Genomic DNA, 14606 nt, shown 5'->3' with positions numbered 1-14606 from the left:
TGGGCGCAGCCGGTCCTGCGAGGTGGACCGTGCCGGCCCTGCGGACTCATCGGTAGGTTGCGGTGGTGCACTCCTTCCACCTGGTGCAGGTGCCGGCACGCACCGGCGCCCGGGCGCTGGCGCGGCCGCTGCGGGACGTGCCCGGTCTGCGGCACGCGGAGACGATGGTCACGATGCGGCTGGGCGCACCGGTCGTCTCACCGGACCGGCTGCAGCTGCGCCGGCTCGCGGTCTTCGCGGCCTGGGAGGACGAGGGTGCGCTGCAGCGCTTCCTGGAGCAGGACCAGCTCGGGCGCGAGCTGGCGCAGGGCTGGCACGTGCGGCTGGAGTTCCTGCGCCGCTGGGGCCGGGTGCGCGAGCTGGGGGACCTGCCCGAGCTCGCCGGACGCTCGGACCCGGCCGAGCCGGTCGTCGCGGTGACGCTGGCGCGGATGCGGCTGCCGGAGGTGCCGCGCTTCGTGCACTGGGGGCGGCCGGTGGAGCGGCTGGTGCGGGACCACCCCGCCACGACCCTGGCGCTCGCCGCCTTCCGGCCATCCCGCACCGTCTCCACCTTCTCGGTCTGGCGCAGCGCCCGCGAGATGACCGGCATGGTCCACGGGCGCACCGACGGGAGCGTCGAGGCACCTCGCCGGCACGCCGACGCGATGGTCGAGCGGGAGCGCCGCGACTTCCACCACGAGTTCACGACGCTGCGCTTCCGGCCCGTCTCCGAGCACGGCACCTGGGAGGGCCGCCGGGTGCTGCCCGGCTGAACGTTGCCTGCACCACGCCCCGGCTACCATCGACATACGCCGTGTCCGACATCGAGAGTGAGCCCGTGGAGACCGTCCAGCGCAGCCGCGACGGCAGCGTCCATGTGACCGACGAGCGGATCAACACGATCTCCCACCTCGTCGCGTCCTGCTTCGCCGTGCTCGGTGCCGCCCTGCTCATCGCGCAGGCGGGCGTCGGCGGCGACCCGTGGCGGGTGGTCGGGCTGTCGGTGTATGCCGCCTCCCTCGTGACCCTCTTCGTCGCCAGCACGGTGCACCACGGGTTCGACCGCGGGCCGAAGGTCAACGACGTGCTGCGGACGCTGGACTACACCTCGGTCTTCTTCCTCATCGCGGGCACGGTCACGCCGATCGTGCTGGTGCTGGACCGGACGGCCTTCGGCTGGGCGGTGCTCGGCACCGTCTGGGGCATCGCGGGACTCGGCATCGCGGCCCGGTCGGTCTGGCGCGAGCTGCCCAAGTGGGTCACCAACACGCTCTACATCGTGCTCGGGTGGATGCCCGTGGTGCTGGTCCTCGGCGGGCTCGAGCTGCCCACCGGAGCGCTGGTGCTCATGGCCGCCGGGGGCGTGGTCTACAGCATCGGCTTCATCATCTTCATCCTGGAGCGGCCCAACCCGGTGCCCGGCGTCTTCGGCTTCCACGAGATCTGGCACCTGCTGGTGATGCTCGCAGCCGCCCTGCACTTCCTGCTGATGTACCGCTACCTCCTGTGACCCGGCGCCTGCACACGGTGCGCCGCCACCGGGATCCGTGCGCCCACGTCCTCGTGCTGCACGGCGGCCAGCAGCGCAGCACCGAGCCGACGAGCTGGCGCCAGCTCTCGGTGCTGCGCAGCCGCCTCTTCGCGAGCGCGGTGGCTCGGGCCGGGGCGCCGCACCGGATCGACGTCTCCTTCCTGCGGTATGCCCGGCGCGGCTGGAACGACGGCGCACCGGTGCGGGACGCGCGGTGGGCGCTGGAGACCGTGCGTGCCGAGCACCCGGGCCTGCCGGTGGGCCTGCTGGGCTACTCGATGGGGGGCCGGGTGGCGCTGCACCTCGCCGACGGGGTCGAGACGGTGGTCACGGCGGCCGCCTGGGTGGACGAGGCCGACCTGTCGGTGCTGCGGCCGCCGGCCAGCGGCCGGGTGCTGCTGCTGCACGGCTCCGAGGACCAGATGACCGCGGCCGAGGGCTCCCGCCTCGCCGCCGAGCGGCTGCGCGGTCTCGGCGCGGACGCGCGGGCGCGGACCGACCTCGCCGACACCCACGGCATGATGCGCCATCGCGCCGCCTGGCACCGCCTGGCCTCCGCCCACCTGGTCGAGGTGCTGACGGGCTCGACGTGCGCCGCCGAGGGCCGCGGGGCAGACTGAGGCGATGGATCATGCCGTCGGGGGAACGAGCCACCTGTCCACCAAGCTCGTCGTCAACGGCCACCCCCAGGAGCTGCGCCACGACGTGCGGGTGACCCTGCTCGACGCGCTGCGCGACCACCTCGGGGTGACCTCGGTGAAGAAGGGCTGCGACCACGGGCAGTGCGGCGCCTGCACGGTGCTCGTCGACGGGCGCCGGGTCGTGTCCTGCCTGTCGCTGACCGCCTCCCTCGACGGCGCGGAGGTGGTCACCGCCGAGGGGCTCGGCACGCCCGACGAGCTCAGCGACCTGCAGCAGGCCTTCGTCGACCGGGACGGGCTGCAGTGCGGCTACTGCACCCCGGGGCAGGTCTGCTCCGCCCAGGCGATGCTCGCCGAGGTCGCGGCCGGTATGCCCAGCCACGTCACCGAGCCCGGTGCACTCACCGACCCCGACACGGCGGTGGAGCTCACCGACGAGGAGATCCGCGAGCGGATGAGCGGCAACCTGTGCCGCTGCGGCGCCTACGTCAACATCGTCGCCGCCATCCGCGACACGGCCGCCCGGCGTGCCGGGACCGGGGCGCAGCCGTGAGGCCCTTCACCTACGAGCGCGCGACCAGCGTCGCCGACGCCCTGCGCCGCACCGCGGGCGCCTCCCGCGAGGGCGAGCGCACGGCATACCTCGCCGGCGGGACGAACCTCATCGACCACCTGCGCCTGGGCATCCGCGAGACCGACCGGCTCATCGACGTCAGCCACCTCGACCTCACCGAGGTCACCGAGCTCGAGGAGGGTGGGCTGCGGATCGGGGCGCTGGCCCGCAACGCCGACGTCGCCGCCCACCCGCTGGTGCGCCGCACCTTCCCGGTGGTGAGCGCGGCGATGCTGGCCGGTGCGTCCGGGCAGCTGCGCAACATGGCGACCATGGGCGGCAACCTGCTGCAGCGCACCCGCTGCGTCTACTTCCAGGACCTCAGCACCCCGTGCAACAAGCGGGACCCGGGCTCGGGCTGCTCGGCGATCGAGGGGCTGGGCACCTACAACGCGCTGATCGGGACGTCCGACTCCTGCGTCGCCGTCCACCCCTCCGACCTGTGCGTGGCGCTCGCCGCCCTGGACGTCACCGTCGTCGTCGAGGGCCCGCTAGGCGAACGGCGGATCGACTTCGCCGACCTGCACCGGCTCCCCGGGGACCGGCCCGAGCGCGACACCACGCTCGAGCGCAGCGAGCTGATCACGGCGATCGAGATCGCCGGCCCGGGCTTCGCCCGCCGATCCCGCTACCGCAAGCTGCGTGAGCGCGCCTCGTATGCCTTCGCCACCGTCTCCGTCGCCGCCGCCCTCGAGGTCCGGGACGGACAGGTCGCGGACGTGCGGATCGGTCTGGGTGGGGTCTCGCACAAGCCGCACCGGGCCCTGCGGGCCGAGGAGGTGCTGCGCGGCGGCCCGGCCACCCACGAGGCCTACGCCGCCGCGATCGCGGTCGAGATGGAGCAGGCCAGGCCGGGGCCGGACAACGGTTACAAGGTCACCCAGCTGCGGCGGGCCGTCCCCGCCGTGCTGTCGGCCCTGACGGAGGAGACGGCATGAGCGACGCCGCGACCGAGCAGGGCCGCGACCGCGCCCGGGTCGACGCCCCCCTCAAGGTCTCCGGCCTGGCGCCGTACGCCTACGAGCACGAGCTGGAGGACCCGCTCTTCCTGGTCCCCGTCCTCTCCACCGTCGCCACCGGTGCGATCACCGGGATCGACGCGGAGGCCGCCCGTGCCGTGCCCGGGGTGGCCCTCGTGCTCACGCACGAGAACGCCCCGCGGCTGGCACTCCCGACGATCCCCACCCTGGCGGTGCTGCGCAAGCCGCGGGTGCGCTACCGCGGCGAGATCGTCGCCGCCGTCGTGGCCGACTCGCTGGAGACCGCCCGGTATGCCGCGTCCCTGGTCCGGGTGGACTACGCCGCCCCTCCGTCCGGGCCCGACGTGCGTCTCGACCCCGAGGACCCCGGCGTCCGGCCGCTGCGCCGGGTGATGGGGGTCTACCCGGGTCAGCACACCGTCGGTGACGTCGACGGCGAGCTCGCGGGAGCGGCATACCGCGTCGAGGGGCACTATGCGACCCCGGTCAACCACCACAACCCGATCGAGCCGCACAGCATGGTCGCGCTGTGGCACGCCGACCTCGGGCCGCTGGCGACCGTGCAGCCGCGCTCGACCCGGCTCACGGTGTGGGACAGCAACCAGGGCGTGGTCGCGCCGCAGGGGGTGCTCGCGGGGGCTTTCGGACTGCTGCCGACCCAGGTCGAGGTGATCTCGCCCTACGTCGGCGGCTCGTTCGGCACCAAGGGCATGCCGCACCCGCACGTCATGGTCACGGCCATGGCGGCGCGGAAGCTGCCGGGGCGGGCGGTCAAGGTCGCGCTCACCCGGCCGCAGATGTTCGCGGGCACCGGCTACCGGCCCGAGACCCGGCAGCGGGTCGCGCTCGCCGCCGACGAGCAGGGTCGGTTGCGCGCGGTGGACCACGAGGTCTTCGCCCCGGTCTCCCGGGTCATCCCCTGGGTCGACCCGACCGCCGGCCCCAGCCTGTCGATGTATGCCTCCCCCACCCGGCGGGTGTCCTACCGGGCGCAGCACCTCGACATCGGGCCTGGCACGTTCATGCGGGCGCCGGGGGAGTACACCGGCATGTTCGCGCTCGAGACGGCGATGGACGAGCTCGCGCGGGAGATGGGGATGGACCCGGTCGAGCTGCGGCTGCGCAACGAGCCGGAGGCCGACCCGGAGTCGGGGAGGCCGTGGAGCAGCAGGCACGTCGCGACCTGCCTGACCGAGGGCGCACGGATCTTCGGTCTCGAGCAGCAGCAGCAGCCCGGCGGACGACGCGAGGGGGAGTGGCTGCTGGGCATGGGCGTGGCCAGCGCGAGCTTCCCGCAGATGGGGATGGGCCCGAGCCTGGCGCGGATCACCTTCACCGGCGGTCGCTACGTCGTGAGCATGCAGGCCAGCGACATCGGCACCGGCGCGTGGACGGTGCTGGCCCAGATCGCCGCGCAGGCGCTGGACGTGCCGCAGGACCAGGTCGAGGCACGGATCGGCACGACCGACGCTCCCTACGCGATCATCGCCGGTGGCAGCACCGGCACCTTCGGCTGGGGATCCGCCGTCGTCGAGGCGGCGCAGGCGTTCCGCGCCGAGCACGGGAGCGACCCTGCCGAGGGCGCCACCACGCGGGCACGCACCCGGATGCCCCAGGGGGTGCGCGGGGTGCGTCGGATGGCCTTCGGCGCCCACTTCGCCGAGGTCGCGGTCAGCGAGGTCTCGGGCGAGGTGCGGGTGCGGCGGCTCTACGGCCACTTCGACGGCGGTCGGATCATGAACCCGCGGACCGCCCGCAGCCAGCTCGTCGGCGGGATGACGATGGGGTTGTCCGGTGCGCTCTTCGAGGAGTCCTACCGCGACCCCCGCTTCGGGCACGTGGTCAACGCCGACCTGGCGGGCTACCACGTCGCCGCGCACGCAGACGTCGTGGACATCGAGGTCGGCTGGGTCGGCGAGCCCGACCCGTGGATGGGCGCGACGGGCGCCAAGGGCATCGGGGAGGTCGGGATCGTCGGCGTCCCCGCAGCGATCGGCAACGCGATCTTCGACGCGACCGGGCTGCGCCTGCGTGAGCTGCCGTTCACGCCCGTCAAGGTGCTCGAGGCCTGGGAATCGAGCGGACCCGCGCCGGCGGCGACGGTACGGTGACGGCCGGACGACGGGTGGCCCGCGCCGCCCCTCCCGGACGAGCGCGGCACCGCACCACGATCCTCGGCCTGACCCTCGCCCTCGGTGGGTCGCTCGTGGCCTGCGACGCCGGGCCGGACGGCAGCCCGGAGCAGGTGGCCGCCGAGCTGGCGGCCGGGCTGGAGTCGGGCGACCTCGGTGGGGTGAGCCTGGTCGACAGCACCCCGGCAGACGCCGCCGCCCAGCTGGAGCGGGCGCACACCGGCCTGGGTGAGGCACCCCTGTCCGTCGAGGTGCTGGACGTGGGGGAGCCGGACGAGGCGCAGCGCGCCCAGGCCCGGCTGCGGCTGACCTGGGATCTCCCGGGCGAGGGGGCGGACCTGGACCAGGAGGTCGCCCTGCGGATGCAGGTCGCCGAGGACCAGTGGGTGGCCTCGTGGGAGCACGCGCTGCTCGGCGTCCCGCGAGGGCAGGAGCTGCGGCTGGAGGAGACCCCGCCGGTGCGGGCCGACGTGGTCGACCGCGACGGCGAGCCGCTCGCGACCGGTCGGCCGGTCTGGCGGATCGGGATCGACAAGACCGCCGTCGAGCCCGAGGCCTTCCGGAGCGCGGCGCGCGACCTGGCGCAGGCGGCGGACCTCGACGCCGAGCCCTATGCCGAGCGGGTCTGGACCGCCGGGGAGCAGGCCTTCGTCGAGCTCATCACCTACCGCCAGAGCGACCCCGACGGGCAGGACCTGGCCGCGGCGACCGAGGGCATACCGGGCGCGGTCGCGATCGAGGACGAGCTCGTCCTCGGGCCCACCCGGACCTTCGCCCAGCCGCTGCTCGGCACGGTCGGGCCGGTGACCCAGGAGCTGCTGGAGCAGCACCCGGACCGGTATGCCGAGGGGGACGAGGTCGGCCGCAGCGGTCTGCAGGCGGCCTTCGACGAGTCGCTGCGGGGCGAGCCCGGGCTGCGCGTGGCCGCGGTGGACGCGGACACCGGTCGCGTCACCGACACCCTGCTCGAGCGGGACCCGGTCGCCGGTGACCCGCTGCGGCTGACGCTGAGCACCAGCATGCAGCGGGCGGCCGAGACCGCCCTCGGCGAGGTCGGGCCGGCCAGCGCGCTGGTCGCGATCGACCACACCACCGGCGACGTCCTGGCGCTGGCCAACGGTCCTGGCTCGGAGGGGCGGTCGACGGCGCTGGCCTCGCAATATCCTCCGGGGTCGACCTTCAAGCTCGCGTCGGCCCTCGGGTTGCTGCGGGACGGGAGCACCCCGCAGACCACGGTGACCTGCACCGAGAGCCTCGTGGTGGACGGCTACGAGTTCACCAACGTGCCGGGATACCCGGTGTCCGCGCTGGGCGAGATCCCGCTCACCACCGCGATGGCCAACTCGTGCAACACCGCTCTCATCGCCGAGCGCGACCGGGTCCCCATGGAGGCGTTGGCGCAGGCCGCGGCAGACCTCGGGATCGGCGGCGTCTGGGACATGCCTGTCACGGCCTTCTCCGGCTCGGTGCCGGTCGAGGCCGCCAGCGAGACCGAGCACGCCGCGAGCCTCATCGGCCAGGGCAGGGTGCTCGCCTCACCGACCGCGATGGCGGTCGTCGCCGCGACCGTCGCGCAGGGCTCCCCGGTCGTCCCCCGGGTGGTGGACGGGCAGGAGGTCCCCGAGCCGGACGGCGCCCTGAGCCCCGAGGAGTCGGAGGCGTTGCGGACCATGATGCGGGCGGTGGTCACCGAGGGCGGGGGCTCGATGCTGGCCGACAACCCCGGCCCACCGGTGCTGGCCAAGACCGGGACGGCCGAGGTGGGCACCGACGACCCGCCACGCACGCCCGTGTGGATGGTCGCCGTCCAGGGTGACCTCGCGGTGGCCGTCTTCGTCGAGGAGGGCGAGCGCGGGTCGACGACGGCCGGCCCGATCATGGACGCCTTCCTCACCGAGGTGGTCGAGGACGGCTGAGCGCGCGGGGCGCGTCCTAGCATGGGGGCCATGACAGACGGTGGGGACGGGTCGGGAACGGTCGTCGGAGGCTTCGACGGGGCGGGTCGCTCCCTGGTGGCCGGTGGCTTCGCGCTCGCCGGGGTGGCGGCCGGGTTCCTGCTGCCGCTGGTGGCGCAGTGGGCGGCAGGACTGCCCTGGGTGCCCTTCCAGGGCCCGTTGGAGCTGTTCTCCTCCTTCGAGGGCACCTGGCTGGTGTGGGGCCGACCGCTCATCGGGGCCGTCCTCGGTCTCGCCTTCGGGCTGTGGGTGATCCTGGAGAGCCCGGTGCTCGAGGTCAGGGACGACGCGCTGGAGGTGCGGCGCTACGGCGAGGTGCAGCGCGTCATCCCCCGGGAGACGGTCGGGGGCGTGCACCGCAGGGGCAGCAAGACGGTCATCGAGGCCAAGGAGGGGCGGGTGCTCTTCGACGACGAGATCGAGGGCGACAAGGACGCCGTCCGTCGCGCCTTCGTCGACCATGGCTACCCCTGGGAGGGCGGGCCCGCGACGGGCGAGAACCGCTGAGCGACGGCGGCCGCAGGCTCAGCGACGCTCGATGTCCTCCAGGGCGAGCAGCATCTGCCGGAGCACCCGCAGGGTCGCGTCGAGCTCGGCACCGGTGAGCTCGCCCCCGACCTCGGCGAGGAGCCCGCGCTCGCGGTCGTGGACCGCTCCGATCGCCTGCCGTCCTGCGGCGGTGAGCTGCACCAGGCGGGAGCGGCGGTGCGCCGGGTTGTCCCGCAGCCGCACGAACCCGGCTTCGAGCGCGTCGTTCACCATCCGCTGGACGAACTGCCGGCTCAGCGCCTGCTCCCTCGCCATCTCCGGCACGGTCAGGTCCCCCTCGTGCCGGAGCTGGTCCAGGACCGCGCGCACCCCGACGGACATCCCCATCACCTCCTGGTCGCGCTCCACGATCCGGGCGACCCGCCGGTAGATCGGCCCGAGCACGCCGTAGACCTCGGCCAGGCGGGGCGCGAGAGCAGTGGGGTCCAGAGGGGTGTCCACGGAGGTCAGTATGACACCTGGGTTGTCAACGAGAACGACATATGACACCTTGGTTGTCATGATCGCCTCCTCGCCCACCTCCGCCCAGCTCGGCTCCCACAGCGTCCGGTATGCCCTGCGCGCCCCCCGCGGCGAGGCCACCGGCACCCCGCTCGTCCTGCTGCACGGCGGGGCGGTGGACCACCGGATGTGGGAGCCGCAGCTCGAGGCCTTCCCGGACCGGCTCGTCCTCGCACCCGACGCGCGGGGCCACGGCGGCACCTCCGACGCGGAGGAGGCATACCGCCTGACCGACGACGTCGTGGAGCTGCTCGACGCGCTCGGGGTCGGGCGCGCCGTGCTCGTCGGCGTGTCCATGGGTGGCGGCATCGCGGTCGACACCGCGCTCGAGCACCCCGACCGGGTGGCCGGGCTCGTGGTGAGCGGCACCGGCACGAGTGAGCCGGACTTCGCCGACAGCTGGACCCTGGAGACCCTCGCCGCCTGGCGGCGCGCCGAGGAGCAGGCCGACCTGGAGGGGTGGATCGCCGCCTTCCTGCGGTTCACGCACGGTCCCGGGCGTGACCGTGCCGAGGTCGACCCGCAGGTGTGGGACCTCGTCGAGACGATGGCGCGGGAGACGCTGGCCGGACACCTGCGGGTGGGGGCCGACGGCATACCCCTGCCTCCCGTGCCACCCACCCCGGTCACCGAGACGTGGGAGCGGGCTGCCGGCATCTCGGTGCCGGTGCTGGCGCTGCCCGGCGCGCTCGACGGGGAGGACCACCGTCGCCTGGGCCGGCGCCTGGCCGAGGTCGTGCCGGACGCGGACCACGAGGAGGTCCCGGGCGGCGCGCACTACCCGAACCTCGAGAACCCGGCCGGCTTCAACGCCGCCGTCACGGGCTTCCTGCGGCGCCACGACCTCTGAGCCTCCTCACCCCTGCGGGTGGAGCAGCGCGCGCCTACCTTCTGGTAACTTCCTGCTGCCCGGGACCCCGGTGTCACCCACCGCCCGTCCTGGAGGCCCCCCATGTTCGCGACCCCTGCCCGACTCCTCTCCGCCCTCTGCGCCGCCGCGGCGCTCACCGGCACCCTGGTGCTCGGCGCCGGCCCGGTGCCGTCGGTCGAGGCGGCGTCCGCGCTCCGGTTCACCACCTTCGTCGCGGACCCGTCGGGGAAGGACAACCGCACCAACGCGCACATCAACCGCGAGAAGATCACGATCAAGAACACCGGACGGAGCACCATCAACCTGTCCGGCTACACCGTGAGGGACAAGCAGAACCACCGGTTCACCTTCCCGAAGAACCTCACCCTGAAGCCCGGCAAGGCGGTCGTCCTGCACACCGGCAAGGGCAGGAACGCCGCGGGCCACGTCTACTGGGGCCAGGGCAACTACGTGTGGAACAACACGCCCGGCGACACCGCCACGCTGCGCAACAGCCGCGGCTCGGTCCAGGACACCTGCACCTTCACCGCCTCCAAGCACCGCTCGGGGACGACCACCTGCTGAGCCCCTTGCCACATTCCCATTCATGAGAATACGCTGTTCTCATGAACGGGAACAGTCCACCGCTCGATCTCCTCGCCCACCCCGTGCGGCTGCGGCTGCTCTCGGAGCTGGCCGGGCGGACCGCGACGACCAAGCAGCTGGCCGAGAGCCTCCACGACGTGCCCTCGGCCACGCTCTACCGGCACGTGAGCGCGCTCCTGGACGCCGGCGTGCTCGAGGTGGCCGACGGCTCCACCGAACGTGACCGGCTGCTGCGGATCGCGGCCGGCATGGACCGGCTGGAGCCCGACGCCCTGCGCGATGCGTCGGTCTCGGAGCACCGGGGCTTCTTCGCCACCTACGTCGCCTCGCTGATGGACACCTTCGCCGCAGCACTGGACGAGTCCACGGTGCCCGAGCTCCTCGACGCCGGCTTGTCCTACAACCGGGTCGTGGTGCACCTCACCGATGCGGAGCGCGGTCAGATGCGGTCCCGGCTGGAGGAGCTCGTGGGGGAGATGCTCCAGCAGGGGCCGCGTGCCGGCACGCGCCCCTACACCCTGGCCTCGGTGGTCGTGCCGAGACCCGACAGGGGGCAGGCATGAGACTCGCCACCCAGGTCCACGCCGGCGGGCCCGACGAGGCGCCCACCGTGGCCTTCCTCCACGGCTTCGGCACCAGCAGCTGGATGTGGGCCGACCAGGTGTCGGGGCTGGCGGGTCGGGTGCGCTGCCTCACGATCGACCTGCCGGGGTTCGGCGGCTCGCGCGAGGTGGAGTGGACCTCCTTCGCCGACACCGCCGACCTGGTGGCCGAGGAGCTCGCCCGGCAGGGTGGCCCGGTGCACGTCGTCGGGCTCTCGCTGGGTGGGTATGTCGGGTGGCACCTGCTGCGGGACCACCCGGACCTGCTGGCCTCCCTCGTGCTCTCCGGGGTGAGCCTGCAGCCGGTGACACCGAGCTGGTTCTGGCGTGGTGTCGCCCGGTGGGGCGCGCCGGTCATGACCTCGAGGGTGCTGGCCCGTGTCGGTGCCCGGGCGATGCAGCTGCCCGCCGAGGCGCACGAGGCCTACGTCGCCGACACCACCGGCGTCCCGCACCGCACCTTCCGACGCGTCTACGAGGAGGTCACCGACTTCGCGCCGCCACCGCTCCAGACGGCCCTCCCCGTGCTGCTGCTGGCGGGCGGGGCCGAGCTCGCGCCGGTGCGGCGGAGCCTGGAGGTGGGCCTGGGGATCATCACCGGTGCCCACGCGGCATCGGCGCCGGGGCTGCACCACGGGTGGAACGGCGAGGATCCAGACCTGTTCAACGCGACGGTCCTGGCCTGGATCCGCGGGGAGGACCTGCCCGCCGACCTGGAGGTCGTGGGTGCGGTCGGGCCGTGAGGCGTCAGCCGGCGAACCCGCGACCCAGCTCGCCCAGGGCTTCCCGGAGCCGCGCCACGGCGACCGGACCGACGCCGTGCAACCCGTCCAGGTCGACCTCGGTCCACCCGGCCAGCTCCTCGACCGTGCTGACGCCAGCGGCGTGCAGTGCGCGCGTCGCCTGGGCCCCGATCGAGCGGGGCAGGCCGGTGCCTGTCGGTCGCGGGTCCCGCCGCCGGGCCGGCCCGCCGTGGTCCAGGACAGCCTCACCGCGGGGGGAGAGGCGGTAGCCGATGGCGAGGGACTCGGTGAGCCCCTTCTCCTTGAGCTTGCGCACGTCCGCCTTCCACGACAGCGTCTCCCGGCCGAGCTCCTCGGCGAGCTCGGGCGCCCGCACGCCGGGGTTCTCGTCGATGAGGCGCAACGTCTCCCGTGTCCACGGGCCATGGCTGGACGCGGCGTCCAGCCGGTCCATCCAGGCGCGCAACCGCCCGATCTCCTCGGCGTCGGGGATCTGCTCCCGGAGCTGGGTGCGCGGGTCCGGACCGGCATACCGCAACCCCACGCGGTATGCCGGTCGCTCCGCCTTCGACGCGAGGCCGGCCCGGAGCGCGGCCAGGCTGGCGGCGCCGGCCCGGCGGGCGTCCTCGGCCCGCAGCGAAGAGGTGGCGACCTGATCCACCGAGGTCACCTCGATGAGACCGACCGAGGTGCGCAGCCGGGTGCCGACCTTGACCCGGGGCCGGTCCCAGCGGCGGAAGGCCAGGTCGATCTGACCCTGCCTGATCGCCGTCAGCTCGGCGGGCCGGATCATCACCGGTCGACACCTGCCCGGGGGCCGGTGTCGGTCGCCGCCAACCAGTCGACGAGGGGACGCACCTGCTCCCACAGCCCACGGACCTCGTCCAGCAGCCGCGGGGTGGTGACGATGTCGCCGTCCTGCTCCCAGCGCATGCAGGTGAGGTTCTTGTGCCGCAGCAGCTCGATCCGCTCATGCTCGCGGTCCCAGCCGCGCGGGGCGGTCTTGACGCGGTCGCCGCCGATCTCCCAGCCGCCCTCGCGGAGCCCGGCCACCAGGCTCTCCAGCTCCTGACCGGTGCCGGGGCTGTCCACGGCGGCGCGGTAGGCCCGCAGCCGGGCGGCGTCCATCTGGTAGCAGCCGCCGCCGAGCATGAGGCCGTCCGCGGACACCTGGACGTACCACCCGGTCGCCTCCGCGACAGGGACGTAGGCCCCCTGGTGCGTCTTGTAGGGGCTCTTGTCGGCGGAGAAGCGCACGTCCCGGTGCGGGCGGAAGAGCTTGGCCTCACCGAAGTCGTCGGCGAGCCTGTCGGTGAGCGCGCGCAGCGGCCCGGCCACGTCGCGCTCGTAGTCCTCCCGGTGCGCCGCCCAGAACTCCTTGGTGTTGTCCTGCTCCAGCCGCGCGTAGAAGTCGGTCGCGGCGTGCGGGATGCCGGTGAAGGAGGCCATGGCCCTCAGTGTGCCCGAGGAAATGCGGTGGCGACGAGGACGGCCGCGGCGGCAGGCTGGCGCCATGACGACCAGCGACCTGTGGGACGAGGGGACGGCCGCGCGCTACGACGAGAGCTCGGCGGCGATGTTCGCGCCGGAGGTGCTCGACCCCGCCGTCGACCTGCTCGCCGACCTCGCCGGCGCCGGCCGCGCCCTGGAGCTGGCGATCGGCACCGGGCGCGTCGGCATACCCCTGGCCGAGCGCGGCGTGGACGTCGTGGGGATCGAGCTGTCCCGACCGATGGCCGACCAGCTCCACCGCAAGGCGCCGGACCTGCCGGTGACCGTCGGCGACATGGCGACGACGAGGGTCGAGGGTCTGTTCTCGCTCGTCTACCTCGTCTTCAACACCATCGGCAACCTCACCACGCAGGAGGAGCAGGTCGCCTGCTTCGCGAACGCCGCGCGGCACCTCGAGCCGGGCGGACGCTTCGTGGTCGAGGTCGGGGTGCCGTCGCTGCGGCGGCTCCCGCCCGGCCAGGCCGCGGTGCCCTTCGACGTCAGCGAGGAGCACGTCGGGCTCGACACCTACGACCCGGTGACCCAGCAGGCGATGTCGCACCACTACTCGCGGCAGGCAGACGGGTCCTACGCCTACTTCCCGCACCACTTCCGCTACGTCTGGCCCAGCGAGCTGGACCTCATGGCCCGTCTGGCGGGGCTGCGGCTGGAGCGGCGGACGGCGGACTGGCGCGGTGCGGAGTTCACCGGGGAGAGTGAGAGCCACGTGTCCATCTGGCGGAAGGAGTGACCGGTATGCCCGGCCTCCGGCAGCTCTGCACGCTCGCCGAGGCGCTGGTGGACGGGGCGGAGGGTGGCCGGGCGGTGCTGGGGATTGCCGGGGAGCCGGGGGCGGGGAAGTCCACCCTGGTGCGGCTGCTGCTGGGCGAGCTCACCGCCGTCCACGGGCAGGGGTGGGCCGCGCACCTGCCGATGGACGGCTTCCACCTGGCCGATGCACAGCTGGCGCGGCTGGGTCTGACCGACCGCAAGGGTGCCCCGGAGACCTTCGACGTCGAGGGGTATGCCGCGCTGCTGCACCGGGTGCGCCGCCCCGCGCCGGGGTCGGGGCCGGTCTACGCCCCGGGCTTCGAGCGCGACCTGGAGCAGCCGCTCGCGGCCGCTCTGCACATCCCGCCGACCGCGCGCCTGGTGCTCACCGAGGGCAACTACCTGCTGCTCCGGGACGACCGGTGGCGGGCGGCGCGGGCCCAGCTGGACGCGGTCTGGTGGGTCGCGGTGGATGCCGGGGTGCGGCAGGCCCGCCTGGTCTCCCGGCACGAGGCGTGGGGCAAGGGGGCAGAGCGGGCCCGGGCGTGGGTGGCGCGGGTGGACGAGGTCAACGCCAGCACGGTCCGGGACCGGTCGGACCCCGCGGACCTGGTGCTGCGCGAGACGGACACCGGCTGGTCGGTCCGCTCGGGGTGAGG

17 protein-coding genes are annotated in these 14606 nt (G+C 73.9%); 14 read left to right on the top strand and 3 right to left on the bottom strand.

Annotated elements, in window-relative coordinates; translation table 11 throughout:
- The first annotated feature begins 65 nt into the window (after positions 1-65).
- The 8 genes from FXF60_RS02315 (at position 66) to FXF60_RS02280 (ending at position 8341) form a co-directional block, all read left to right on the top strand.
- On the top strand, positions 66-755 hold the full coding sequence (locus FXF60_RS02315; protein ID WP_238335658.1) for a hypothetical protein: 690 nt from the start codon (positions 66-68) through the stop codon (positions 753-755).
- Positions 756-820: 65 nt separating this feature from the next.
- Positions 821-1492 carry a PAQR family membrane homeostasis protein TrhA gene (gene trhA, locus FXF60_RS02310; protein ID WP_151523657.1) on the top strand — a complete coding sequence of 224 codons (672 nt, stop codon included), beginning with the start codon at positions 821-823 and terminating at the stop codon, positions 1490-1492.
- The gene (locus tag FXF60_RS02305) at positions 1489-2133 is read left to right on the top strand and encodes a dienelactone hydrolase family protein (RefSeq protein WP_151523656.1); all 645 of its coding nucleotides are present in this window, start codon (positions 1489-1491) and stop codon (positions 2131-2133) included. The genes trhA and FXF60_RS02305 overlap by 4 nt, the downstream gene beginning before the upstream one ends.
- A 4-nt stretch (positions 2134-2137) precedes the next feature.
- Entirely contained in the window at positions 2138-2707 is a 570-nt protein-coding gene (locus FXF60_RS02300) for a 2Fe-2S iron-sulfur cluster-binding protein (RefSeq protein ID WP_151523655.1), read from the top strand.
- Positions 2704-3705 carry an FAD binding domain-containing protein gene (locus tag FXF60_RS02295; protein WP_151523654.1) on the top strand — a complete coding sequence of 334 codons (1002 nt, stop codon included), beginning with the start codon at positions 2704-2706 and terminating at the stop codon, positions 3703-3705. Before FXF60_RS02300 ends, FXF60_RS02295 begins: the two co-directional genes overlap by 4 nt.
- Positions 3702-5858, top strand: a complete 2157-nt coding sequence (locus FXF60_RS02290; RefSeq protein ID WP_151523653.1) for a xanthine dehydrogenase family protein molybdopterin-binding subunit — start codon at positions 3702-3704, stop codon at positions 5856-5858. The genes FXF60_RS02295 and FXF60_RS02290 overlap by 4 nt, the downstream gene beginning before the upstream one ends.
- Complete coding sequence (locus tag FXF60_RS02285; protein ID WP_238335657.1) at positions 5855-7795, top strand: penicillin-binding transpeptidase domain-containing protein; 1941 nt, start codon at positions 5855-5857, stop codon at positions 7793-7795. The genes FXF60_RS02290 and FXF60_RS02285 overlap by 4 nt, the downstream gene beginning before the upstream one ends.
- Before the next feature lie 30 nt (positions 7796-7825).
- Positions 7826-8341, top strand: a complete 516-nt coding sequence (locus tag FXF60_RS02280) for a YqeB family protein (protein ID WP_151523652.1) — start codon at positions 7826-7828, stop codon at positions 8339-8341.
- Between the two features lie 18 nt (positions 8342-8359).
- Here the strand turns inward: FXF60_RS02280 and FXF60_RS02275 are convergent, their stop codons facing one another.
- Complete coding sequence (locus FXF60_RS02275; RefSeq protein WP_202879527.1) at positions 8360-8824, bottom strand: MarR family winged helix-turn-helix transcriptional regulator; 465 nt, start codon at positions 8822-8824, stop codon at positions 8360-8362.
- A gap of 58 nt (positions 8825-8882) precedes the next feature.
- Here FXF60_RS02275 and FXF60_RS02270 point away from each other — a divergent pair, with 58 nt between their 5' ends.
- The 4 genes from FXF60_RS02270 to FXF60_RS02255 all read left to right on the top strand — a co-directional run bounded on the left by FXF60_RS02270 (position 8883) and on the right by FXF60_RS02255 (position 11685).
- On the top strand, positions 8883-9734 hold the full coding sequence (locus tag FXF60_RS02270) for an alpha/beta fold hydrolase (RefSeq protein ID WP_151523651.1): 852 nt from the start codon (positions 8883-8885) through the stop codon (positions 9732-9734).
- Positions 9735-9836: 102 nt separating this feature from the next.
- On the top strand, positions 9837-10319 hold the full coding sequence (locus FXF60_RS02265) for a lamin tail domain-containing protein (RefSeq protein ID WP_151523650.1): 483 nt from the start codon (positions 9837-9839) through the stop codon (positions 10317-10319).
- Between the two features lie 41 nt (positions 10320-10360).
- Entirely contained in the window at positions 10361-10903 is a 543-nt protein-coding gene (locus FXF60_RS02260; RefSeq protein ID WP_151523649.1) for a helix-turn-helix domain-containing protein, read from the top strand.
- Positions 10900-11685, top strand: a complete 786-nt coding sequence (locus FXF60_RS02255) for an alpha/beta fold hydrolase (protein WP_151523648.1) — start codon at positions 10900-10902, stop codon at positions 11683-11685. Before FXF60_RS02260 ends, FXF60_RS02255 begins: the two co-directional genes overlap by 4 nt.
- Before the next feature lie 4 nt (positions 11686-11689).
- On the opposite strand, the gene FXF60_RS02250 is transcribed toward FXF60_RS02255, so the two are convergent.
- On the bottom strand, positions 11690-12478 hold the full coding sequence (locus FXF60_RS02250; protein WP_238335692.1) for a hypothetical protein: 789 nt from the start codon (positions 12476-12478) through the stop codon (positions 11690-11692).
- Complete coding sequence (locus tag FXF60_RS02245) at positions 12478-13134, bottom strand: DUF2461 domain-containing protein (protein WP_151523646.1); 657 nt, start codon at positions 13132-13134, stop codon at positions 12478-12480. Before FXF60_RS02245 ends, FXF60_RS02250 begins: the two co-directional genes overlap by 1 nt.
- Before the next feature lie 64 nt (positions 13135-13198).
- On the opposite strand from FXF60_RS02245, the gene FXF60_RS02240 reads away from it, so the two are divergent.
- Positions 13199-13927, top strand: a complete 729-nt coding sequence (locus FXF60_RS02240; protein WP_151523645.1) for a class I SAM-dependent DNA methyltransferase — start codon at positions 13199-13201, stop codon at positions 13925-13927.
- A gap of 5 nt (positions 13928-13932) precedes the next feature.
- Positions 13933-14604: a nucleoside/nucleotide kinase family protein gene (locus FXF60_RS02235; protein ID WP_151523644.1), complete on the top strand. Its 672-nt coding sequence runs from the start codon at positions 13933-13935 to the stop codon at positions 14602-14604.
- Positions 14605-14606 lie beyond the last annotated feature (2 nt).

Source organism: Serinicoccus kebangsaanensis, from assembly GCF_008919445.1.
Lineage (GTDB): Bacteria > Actinomycetota > Actinomycetes > Actinomycetales > Dermatophilaceae > Ornithinicoccus > Ornithinicoccus kebangsaanensis.
The sequence above is the reverse complement of the archived record's forward strand: the minus strand, read 5'-3'. Positions and strand labels throughout refer to the sequence as shown.

Bases quoted from the DNA above. Each gene is read 5' to 3' on its own strand.
- FXF60_RS02300 (WP_151523655.1), top strand. From the start codon at position 2,138: ATGGATCATGCCGTCGGGGGAACGAGCCACCTGTCCACCAAGCTCGTC.
- FXF60_RS02290 (WP_151523653.1), top strand. From the start codon at position 3,702: ATGAGCGACGCCGCGACCGAGCAGGGCCGCGACCGCGCCCGGGTCGAC.
- FXF60_RS02280 (WP_151523652.1), top strand. From the start codon at position 7,826: ATGACAGACGGTGGGGACGGGTCGGGAACGGTCGTCGGAGGCTTCGAC.
- FXF60_RS02270 (WP_151523651.1), top strand. From the start codon at position 8,883: ATGATCGCCTCCTCGCCCACCTCCGCCCAGCTCGGCTCCCACAGCGTC.
- FXF60_RS02265 (WP_151523650.1), top strand. From the start codon at position 9,837: ATGTTCGCGACCCCTGCCCGACTCCTCTCCGCCCTCTGCGCCGCCGCG.
- FXF60_RS02260 (WP_151523649.1), top strand. From the start codon at position 10,361: ATGAACGGGAACAGTCCACCGCTCGATCTCCTCGCCCACCCCGTGCGG.
- FXF60_RS02255 (WP_151523648.1), top strand. From the start codon at position 10,900: ATGAGACTCGCCACCCAGGTCCACGCCGGCGGGCCCGACGAGGCGCCC.
- FXF60_RS02250 (WP_238335692.1), bottom strand. From the start codon at position 12,478: ATGATCCGGCCCGCCGAGCTGACGGCGATCAGGCAGGGTCAGATCGAC.
- FXF60_RS02245 (WP_151523646.1), bottom strand. From the start codon at position 13,134: ATGGCCTCCTTCACCGGCATCCCGCACGCCGCGACCGACTTCTACGCG.
- FXF60_RS02240 (WP_151523645.1), top strand. From the start codon at position 13,199: ATGACGACCAGCGACCTGTGGGACGAGGGGACGGCCGCGCGCTACGAC.
- FXF60_RS02235 (WP_151523644.1), top strand. From the start codon at position 13,933: ATGCCCGGCCTCCGGCAGCTCTGCACGCTCGCCGAGGCGCTGGTGGAC.